Below are 6,985 nucleotides of genomic sequence, written 5' to 3'. Positions count from 1 at the left end.
GAGATGAACAGCACCGAGCAGCCGATGTCGCGCTGCAGATCCTTGAGCAGTTCGATGGTGGCCACCTCCAGCGTCGCATCGAGCGCCGTGGTCGGCTCGTCGGCGATCAGCAGCGCTGGCTCCATCATCAGCGCCATGGCGATGGCGATGCGCTGCTTCATGCCGCCGGAGAATTCGTGCGGAAACTGCGTCAGCCGGCTTTCCGGATCGGGAATGCGAACCTTGCGCAGCATGGCGACCGAGCGCGCATCCTTGTCCCGCTTCGACAGACCCGAGCGATACTGGATGTCGCGCATCTGCCGCCCCACCGACAGCACCGGGTTGAGCGCACCCATCGGGTCCTGGAAAACGGTGGCGATCCTTTGCCCGCGCAGGCCGCGCATCGCGGTGGGGTCGAGCCGGGCAAGGTTCTTGTCGCCCTCGAAGATGATGTCGCCCGATAATATCTCGCCATTGTCGGCGAGCAGGCCGAGAATGGCGTTGATGAGCGTCGACTTCCCGCAGCCGGATTCGCCGACCACGCCAACGCTGCGGTTGGCCGGCACGGAAAAACTCACCTGCTTCAGCGCCTCCAGTCGCCCACTCTCGGTGTGGAAGGCGACGCTCAGATCCTTGATCGCGAGAACCGTCATGACCGCCCCTTCAGCCGGGGATCGAAGAGGTCGCGCAGCGTCTCGCCGAAGAAGGTGAAGCCGAGTGTGGTCAGCACGATGGGCAGGCCGCCGGCAATCACGATCCAGTAGGAATCGCGGATGTTGGCAAAGCCGTCATTGAGGATCGCGCCCCAGCTCGGCGTTGGCGGCCGCACGCCGAGCCCGAGGAAGCTCATGCCGGCCTCGATCGCCACCACCACGGGAATGTCCATCGATATCAGGATCAGGATCGGGCCGATGATGTTGGGCAGGATATGGACGCGCAGGATACGGCCGGCACTGGCGCCCATCGAGCGCGCCGCCATGACATGTTCGGCCGACTTCAGCACCAGCGTCTGCGTCCTGATGATGCGGGCATAGCCCGGCACATTGACCAGCATCACCACCAGCACCACCGCATAGAGCGAGGGGCCGAACAGGGTGACCAGCGTCAGCGCCAGCATGACGGTGGGAAAGCTCTTCACGGCGTCGAAGATCAGCAGCAGCACATTGTCGAGCCAGCGCGGCCCATAGCCGGCGATCAGCCCGAGCACCACGCCGACGACCAGCGACACCGCTGTCGCGCCCAGCGCGATCAAGAGCGCGACGCGCCCGCCATAGAGCACCCGGGTCAGAAGATCACGGCCGAGGTGGTCGGTGCCGAGCAGATGCAGCAGGCTCGGCGAAGCGAAGCGTTCGGCCGGCGATATCTTGCTCGGCGCATAGCTGGTCAGCGCGCTGGCAAACACCGCCGACAGCACCACCAGCGTCACCAGCGTCAGGCCGACGGCGCCGAGCGGCTCGCGCATGATGCCGCGCACGGTGCGCCACAATCCGGACAACCGGCTGCCGCCGGAAGACAGCTCAGTTGAAACTTGATCTGACACGGGGATCCAAGATACCGACCAGAATGTCGGCCGCTACGTTGACGAGGACGAAGAAGACCGTGGTGACCAGCACGGCTCCGGAGACGATGGGGTAGTTGCGCACCGAGATCGCCTCATAGACCAGCTTGCCGATGCCGGGGCGGGCGAAGACGATTTCGGCGAAAACGGAAGACGACCGCATGTGGCCGATGCCAACGCCGAGCAGGGTGATCGTGGGCAGCACGGCAATGCGCAGCGCGTAGGTGTAGACGATCCGGTGCTCTGTCAGGCCGAAGGCGCGCGCCGTGCGGATATGGCTGGCCTCCAGCGTCTCCAGCATCGAGGCGCGCACCATGCGCGAGATGTAGCCGATCCAGCCAAGCCCGACCGCCAGCGACGGCAGGATGAGGTGCTGGAGCCGGCTGGCGAGGTCGCCCGGTTCGCCGGCGCCGATCGCCGGCAGCCATTGCAGTGCGACCGCGAACACCAGCAGCGAATAGATGGCGACGACGAAGGACGGCACCGCGATCATCGCCACCGAAAGAACCCCGATCACCTGATCGACAAAGCCGCCTCGGCGCACCGCGGCGATACAGCCAAGCGGGATGCCAAGCGCCACCGACCAGGTGATGCCGCCGACCACCAGCGCCAGCGTGAACGGAAGCTGCTCGATCACCACGTCCAGCACCGGCCGGTTCGACAGAACCTCGGTGCCCAGGTCACCGCGCAGGACCGATCCGTAGAAGTGCAGGAACTGCCGCCACACCGGCTGGTCGAGGCCCATGCGTACGCGCAGCGCCTCCATCATCTCCGGCGTCGCGCGTGGCCCCAGCGCGACGGAGGCCGGGTCGCCGGGAATGAGGTAGACCATGGCGAACATCATCATCATAGCGACGCTGATGATGATGGCGCCAAGCCACAGACGCTTGAGGGCGTAGCGGATCATTTTCGGTACCTGTCGGACGGTCTTTGGTGGGGGCGAGCCCCGCCCTCCGATATCATGCCGGTTTGAAGCCGGTGAACACGGGCTCGCCGTTCGGCTTCAGGCCGGCCACAAGCGTGTCTCGATTCATGATGCCGGTGACCTCATGCGTCAGGAAAACGTAGTTGCCGTTCTCCTCCATCAGGTCCTGCAGCTTCTTGTAGATGACATCGCGTTTCGCCGGGTCGAGCTCGACCATGCCTTCGGCATTGAGCTTGTCGAATTCCTCGCTGGAAAACCGCTCCCAGTTCCAGACGCCGATCTGGTCGCGGGTGAACCAGGCAGTCGCCCAGCTCGGATCCGGCTGCATGGAGAAGCGGCTGATGATCATCTGCAGCTTCTTCCAGTAGTCGCCTTCCTTGGCGCCAAGCGTCCAGAAGGTGCCGCTGTCGTTCTGCTTGATCTCCACATTGAGGCCGACATCCTGCAGGTTCGACTGCACGACCTGCGCCGCGGTCAGCCGCTCGGTCTTGTTGAGGATGTCGAGCGTGATCGTCGTGCCGGCCAGCCCCTCCTTGGCGATCATGTCGCGGGCGCGGTCTGGGTCGAAATCGAAAAGGTTCTTCTCGCGATGGCCGGGCAGGCCGGGCGCGATGATGCCGGTGGCGGTTGCGGCGGCGCCGAAATAGGCAGCATCGACCACCGCCTTGCGGTCCACGGCGTACTGAACCGCGCGGCGCATGTTGAGATTGTTGAAGGGAGCGACATCCTGGTTCATGCCGAGCCAGACAAAGGCCAGCGAAGGCTTCTCCACCACTGTCGTCTTCGGCGGCGGCGTCTGCTTCAGGCGCGAGATCGAGGAGACCGCGGTCCAGGTGTAGTCGAGGTCGCCGGCCTCATAGCCGAGTTCGGCGGTCTTCTCGTCCTCGATCGGATGAATGTGGATTTCCGCGAAGGCACCTTGCTCGTACTTCCAGTCGGGATTGCGGACCAGCACCGTGCGCTGCTTGGGCAGCCATTCCTTCAGGATGTAGGGGCCTGACTGAGCCACTGGCTTGACGCCCATCTTGCCACCGAGCTCGGTGATGGCGCGCTTTGACAGGATGGTGCCGGACGGCGTCGGCAAAGTCGACGTCCACAGCGGCGCGAAGGCTTGTTTCAGGTGGATCAGCCCCGACAGCTTGTCCTTGACCTCGACTTCCTTGAGCGTTGCCCAGTCGCCGGAATAGGGGCTCTTGTTGGCTGGGTCGGCGATGCGTTCGATCGAAAACTTGACGTCTTCGGCCGTCATCTGGCCGTAGCCATCGGTGAAGCCGATATTGTCGCGCAGCTGGAAGGCGACGGTCAGCGGATCGAGCTGCTTGATCGTTTCCGCCGCCATCGGCCGCCAGCCCCAGCTGTCGCCAGGCGTGGTGACGACGAGGCCGGCGAAGATGACGCTGGTGATGTCGCCTTCAGGCGCCGCCAGCCGGAAGCAAGGGTCGAGCGTCTGGATGTCGGCGTAGGAGCGCACCTTGAGGATCGGCCCGTCGCTCGACCAGGAAACTTTTGGATTGACCATTGAGGCGAGGCCGAAAGCGCCGGCTGCGGCGAGCAGGCTGCGGCGCGAAACCCTGGTGTCGGCTAGAATGGACATGCTCTACCCCTCAGCTGTTTTCGTTGTCTTGTTTTCAGGCCGCAGGCCATTCTCCAAGCCGGGCCGAATGTGTCGGTCCGCTAAAACTGCTAATAATAGACATCTATGTCTAGCGAAAATTTTGCCGGCACGTCCGAATCTTGGATACGGACGATATTGCGGAAAATCTCGACATCTGTTCCGACCGCCGCCGGCGCGTCGACTTGGGCAAGTCACGGGCGGAATGTGATCGCGCAGACGATATGGCCTGGCCCGCCATTCGGTGGGGCCTGGATCAAGAGCTGTAGCGGAGATAGGCCTCTCGGCCGCCGCTCACTTCCAGATTTCAGCCGCCAGGCGCATGAAATTGCCGCCCAGGACATCGCGCACGGTCTGCTCGGACTGGCCGCGGCGCAGAAGAACCTCGGTCAGTTCGCGCATCTGACCTGGAGCCGCGTAGGTCGTCGCCCCCTCCGGATATTCGCTCTTGGGCCAGAATTGCGGATTGTCGGAAATGATGCGGTCGATGCCTTTGACATCAACCGGAAAGGCGTAGTCCAGTCCGATGCCGACATGATTTGGGCCAGCCAGGTCGACGAGATATTCGATGTGGTCAGCCAGCCTGTCCGAGTCCGTGCGTCCCTCTCCCAGGAAACGATTGAGCCCGACGATCGCGACGATGCCGCCGGTGCGCGCGCAGGCCTTGATCTGCTCGTCGGTGATATTGCGGCCATGGCCGCACAAGGCCTTGGCGTTGGAGTGCGAGAAGATGACTGGCCGGTTGGAGTATTCCATCACCTCCATCGAGGTGCGATAGCCGGTGTGGGTGACGTCGACGAACATGCCGAGACGGTTCATCTCGTCGATGACCTCGCGGCCGAACGCCGTCAGGCTGGTCTCGACATCGTGGCAACCGCCGCCGGCCAGATTGTTCCTGTTGTACGCAAACAGGATCTGGCGGACGCCCAGATGGTGATAGAACTCGACCATCTCGACGCGGCCGTCGAGCGCGTTCATGCCCTCGATGTCGAAGGTGATCGCCAGTTTGCCTTCAAGCTTGGCCTTGCGGATTTCCGCGACGGAGGAGACCAGCGTGTAGTGCTCGGGATTGGCAAGGATCCAGTGGCGGAAATTTGCGAGCGTCCGCACGGTCTGCTCCCAGGGCAACAGGTCGAAGCCGACATCGATCGACAGATAGTCGATGCCGGCGTCGCGCCAGATCTGCAGATTGTTCAGGTCCGCCGCCGGGTCCGGCATGAAGCCGGAATGCGCGTCCCATATGATTTCACTGTCGAAAATGGCCTGGGCGGCTGTCGAAACGCTCACTTTTTCCTCGCTCTCTCGGCGACACAACACAACGGAAAGCCGGATCAAGCGGCGTTCCGGACGTGTGATCCAGATGCAGTGCGCATCAAGTATCAGGCCACAGACACATGTGTCTAGACAGTCCGGGACGAGCCTGTATGGTCGCCGTCGCTGTATGTCGCTCCGACCGGAACATCGGCAAAAGGGAGAACAAAGATGAGTTCAAACGGAAGCCATGGCGGCAGCGATAGCAGGCATATCGCGGTGATTGGCGGCGGCATCATCGGCTGCAGCGCGGCTTTCCATCTGCTGCGGTCCGGCGTGCGCCGGGTGACGGTCATCGATGCCGGCCAGCCGGGTGCCGCAACCACAAGCGCCGGTGCTGGCTTCGTCTCCCATTGGTCCGCCGGCATGATCCCGCTCGGTGAAGAGGGCTTTCAGCTGCAGCAATATGGCCTCGATTTCTATCGCAGGCTGCACGAGGTCGGCGCCGAGATTGGTTATCGGCCGAACGGCACCTTGATCATGGCGCTGACCGAGGACGGGCGCGAACGCTTCGTCCGCCCGGTGCTGGATTCTCCCTATGCGCCGCCGGAAATGCAGGACCTGGACGCCGTGCAGATCGGGCAGAAGATGCAGGGCCTCATCGATCCGGCCCGGGTCCATTCGGCGGCCTACAATCCGCACGGCATCCAGCTCGACACCAAGCTGGCGATGGGGGTGCTGACCGGCCAGATCAGCGAGCTCGGCGGCGTCTTCCGCAGCAACACACGCGTGACTGCCGTCCATGATGCCGGCGACCGGGTGACGATCGAGACCGACCAGGGCGGTCTTGAGGCTGATGGCGTGATTGTTGCCGCCGGCGCCTGGAACAACCAGGTCCTGTCAGGCCTTGGCTGGCAGTTGCCGCTGCTGCGCGTCGTTGCAACGCGCATCGTCACCGACGACCGTGGGCTGCCATCGACCATTCCCACCGTCCAGTGCCGCGAATTGCGGCTGTGGCTGCGCGAGACATTCGGCGCCATAATGTGGGGAACCGGCCGGCACTACAAACCTCTCAACAAGACGAACGACAGCGAAATCGAACCCGGCCAGCCGCACAATATCGGGCTGATGCAGGAAACCTCCGAGCAGGAGCTTGCCGAGTTGCAGACGGTGTTCCCGCCGCTGCGCGGTTCGACGATCGCGAGCTGGGCGCAAGGCGTGCCGTGCTACACGCCCGACAACAACCTTATCGTCGGCAAAGTCCCCGGCAGCGACAATATCGTGGTCGTCGGTGGCGACAATGAGAGCGGCGTCACCCATGGACCGGGTCTTGGCCGGCTCTCTTGCGAACTGGTTCTCGGGCAGACCCCGTTCGTTTCCGTCGAGCGGTTCCGTGTCGATCGCTACGCCTCCAACGCCTTCAAGTCGGAAGCCGAGATCGAGGCCGCCATGCCGGCCTGGGGCGCGCGTCACGAGGCGTCGCGGTTTGGTCGCGAGGCCTGATCGTCAGCTGCCCCCGGCGCTTGCCTGCAAGCTGTCGCCGACGCTGCCGAGCAGCGCCTGCGCCACCGCCCTGACAACCGGGCCGGCGTTCTTCCTCATGACGATGTGGAAGGAGCCGGCGTGGCGCCGCGAGGTCTTGGTCAGCCGGACGACTGTC

At 63.7% G+C, this 6,985-nt stretch carries 6 protein-coding genes; 1 reads left to right on the top strand and 5 read right to left on the bottom strand.

The features are described from left to right. The 5 genes from EN969_RS10690 to EN969_RS10670 all read right to left on the bottom strand — a co-directional run. Positions 1–632, bottom strand: a 632-nt coding sequence (locus EN969_RS10690) for an ABC transporter ATP-binding protein (protein ID WP_164758214.1), incomplete at its 3' end; no start/stop codon positions are given. Next, positions 629–1,474, bottom strand: coding sequence for an ABC transporter permease (locus EN969_RS10685; protein WP_082826413.1), 846 nt, complete (start codon positions 1,472–1,474; stop codon positions 629–631). The genes EN969_RS10690 and EN969_RS10685, both read right to left, overlap by 4 nt. Positions 1,475–1,496: 22 nt before the next feature. After that, the gene (locus EN969_RS10680) at positions 1,497–2,444 is read right to left on the bottom strand and encodes an ABC transporter permease (RefSeq protein WP_127419116.1); all 948 of its coding nucleotides are present in this window, start codon (positions 2,442–2,444) and stop codon (positions 1,497–1,499) included. Positions 2,445–2,496: 52 nt separating this feature from the next. Continuing rightward, positions 2,497–4,056: an ABC transporter substrate-binding protein gene (locus tag EN969_RS10675; protein WP_063167555.1), complete on the bottom strand. Its 1,560-nt coding sequence runs from the start codon at positions 4,054–4,056 to the stop codon at positions 2,497–2,499. A gap of 312 nt (positions 4,057–4,368) precedes the next feature. Beyond that, positions 4,369–5,361 carry a membrane dipeptidase gene (locus EN969_RS10670; RefSeq protein ID WP_082826414.1) on the bottom strand — a complete coding sequence of 331 codons (993 nt, stop codon included), beginning with the start codon at positions 5,359–5,361 and terminating at the stop codon, positions 4,369–4,371. A 195-nt stretch (positions 5,362–5,556) separates the two neighbouring features. Between EN969_RS10670 and EN969_RS10665 the strand changes: the two genes are divergently transcribed. Continuing rightward, a complete protein-coding gene (locus EN969_RS10665; protein ID WP_063167556.1) occupies positions 5,557–6,828 on the top strand; it encodes an FAD-binding oxidoreductase in 1,272 nt (423 codons plus the stop codon). Positions 6,829–6,985 lie beyond the last annotated feature (157 nt).

The sequence above is a fragment of the Mesorhizobium sp. M7A.F.Ca.CA.003.01.2.1 genome (genome assembly GCF_003998945.1).
Taxonomy (GTDB): domain Bacteria; phylum Pseudomonadota; class Alphaproteobacteria; order Rhizobiales; family Rhizobiaceae; genus Mesorhizobium; species Mesorhizobium ciceri.
Note: the sequence above shows the minus strand (reverse complement) of the source record. Positions and strands in the feature narration are given on the sequence as shown.